At 75.1% G+C, this 2,024-nt stretch carries 4 protein-coding genes; all 4 read right to left on the bottom strand.

The genetic code is table 11. The annotated features are described in order from the left end of the window. Window positions 1-498 (bottom strand): ATP-dependent DNA ligase (locus AC0CYZ_RS32005; protein ID WP_472222363.1); only part of this gene is annotated, 498 nt, incomplete at its 3' end. Between the two features lie 28 nt (window positions 499-526). After that, window positions 527-1,129 carry an Asp23/Gls24 family envelope stress response protein gene (locus tag AC0CYZ_RS32000; protein ID WP_472222361.1) on the bottom strand — a complete coding sequence of 201 codons (603 nt, stop codon included), beginning with the start codon at window positions 1,127-1,129 and terminating at the stop codon, window positions 527-529. Continuing rightward, window positions 1,126-1,659, bottom strand: coding sequence for a DUF6286 domain-containing protein (locus AC0CYZ_RS31995; RefSeq protein ID WP_472222359.1), 534 nt, complete (start codon window positions 1,657-1,659; stop codon window positions 1,126-1,128). Before AC0CYZ_RS31995 ends, AC0CYZ_RS32000 begins: the two co-directional genes overlap by 4 nt. A 2-nt stretch (window positions 1,660-1,661) precedes the next feature. Further along, a partial coding sequence (locus tag AC0CYZ_RS31990; protein ID WP_472222357.1) for an Asp23/Gls24 family envelope stress response protein occupies window positions 1,662-2,024 on the bottom strand: 363 nt, incomplete at its 5' end.

The raw sequence follows: 2,024 nt of genomic DNA, 5'->3' as shown, positions 1-2,024 counted from the left end.
GGTCGTCCGGGTCAGCTGGATGGGTGCGGGCAGCTTCCCGGCGAAGTCCTCGAGCGCCGCGCGCCGTTCGGCGAACGGCCGCTCGACGTACGATTCGTCGCCGATCGCGAGCAGGTCGAACGCGACGAAGGTCGCCGGGGTCTGCTCGGCGAGCAGCTTCACACGGCTGGCGGCGGGATGGATGCGCTGCGACAGCGCCTCCCAGTCGAGCCGTTGCCGTCCGGGCTCGCCGGTCGGCACAACGATCTCGCCGTCGAGGACGCACGGGCCGGGAAGGAGCCGGCGGAACGCCTCCACGAGCTCGGGGAAGTACCGGGTCAGCATCTTCGAGCCCCGGCTGCCGATCTCGACGTCGCCGACGGTTCCGTCCCCGGCGTCGGCCGCGTAGATGAGGGCGCGGAACCCGTCCCACTTGGGCTCGTAGTGCTGCCCCTCCGGCACGGTCTTGACGGGCTTGGCCAGCATCGGCAGCACCGGCGGCATCACGGGCAGGTCCACGACCCCAGTCTGTACCGGAGCGCGCGCCTCAGAGCACGCGCGGGGTCTTCACCGCCGCCGCGTCGAGCTCGATGCGCACCGCGGTCGGCAGCGCGTCGACCGCGAAGGCCTGCCGGGCGCGCGCGAGCACCCGCCCGTCGACCTCGGCCCACACGTCGCGCACGTCGGCGTCCTCGACCAGCCACAGCGTCAGGCGCAGCGCGGGGCGGCGCTCGTCGCCGACCAGGCGGACGCGGGCGCGGCTGACCCCGTCGATCGACTCGGCGTCGGTGCGCACGGCGTCGGCGATCGCCGAGTGCTCGACGGTGAGGCGCTGCCCGGGGACGTCGGAGAGCAGGACGTCGGGGCGCGGCTCGGGTCGCAGCGAGCGGACGGCCCAGGTGAGGCCGACGATCAGCAGGACGACGCCCACGCCGATCGCGATCCAGCGCGTCGACGTGGCGTTGGCGTCGATCCAGGCGCTGACCTGCGGGTCGATCACCGGGCGCTGCGCCCGGTTGACCCCGAAGGCGCCCCGGCCGAGCAGCACGACGAGCACGCCGGCGGCGAGGAGCACGAGCCCGGAGAGCAGGACCAGCGTGCGGTCGTAGGCGGTGGAGCGGGCGACGGCGGCGCGGGAGCGGCGGCTCACTTGACCCCCTTGGTGGCGGCGACGGAGACCGACACCCGCGGCCGGCGCGCGAGCGGGAGGCGGGAGAACAGGGTGTCGATGCGCTCGCGGACGGCCGCGCGCACCACGTCCGGCGCGTCGAGCGTGCCGGCCTTGACCACGACCTTGTTCGACGACGCGACGACCGACGCGGAGACCACGTCGGCGTGCGAGCGGACCTCGTGACCCACCGCCCGCGCCAGCGAGCGCGGCGAGGTGGTGACCGTGACCTCCGTGGCGGGGTCGGTGAGGCGTACGTCGTGGCGACGGGCGGCCAGCGCGACGATCACGACGAGCAGCCCGACGACCGCGATCCCGATCGCCACGGCGCGGACCGCCGACGACGACCAGGTGACGCTGGTCAGGGCCGCCTGCCACGTCGGCCAGGGGACGACCAGCGGCGAGGAGGTGGGCGCGACCCAGACCGTGATCACCTCGAGCAGGACCAGGACACCGACGGCGGCCACCGCGAGGCCGAGCACCGGCGAGAGGAAGCGCAGCAGGAAGCGCACGGTCACACCGTCCGACGGGTCGGGGCCGGGGGACCGGCCGGGACGTTGAGCGCCGAGACGGTGACGTCGAGGGCCCGCACCGCGTAGCCGGTGAGCGTCTCGACGCGCTCGCGGACGTTGCCGCGGACCGCCTCGACGGTCAGCGCGATCGGCGCGGGGTAGGCGAGCGGGACCTCGAGGCGCAGGTCGACCTGGTCGCCGTAGCCCGAGACCCGGGCGGTCGCGCCGGCCTCGCCGAGGCCGACGCCCACCACGCGGCGCTCGGTGCGCACGGTGCCGTCGCTGAGGTCCGCGGCCTGCGCGGCGATCCGGCGGACCACCGAGAACGCGATCTCGAGGCTGCCGCGGTCGCCGGGGTCGCCGGG

The organism is Actinomycetospora sp., assembly GCF_055612215.1.
The sequence above is the reverse complement of the archived record's forward strand: the minus strand, read 5'-3'. Positions and strand labels throughout refer to the sequence as shown.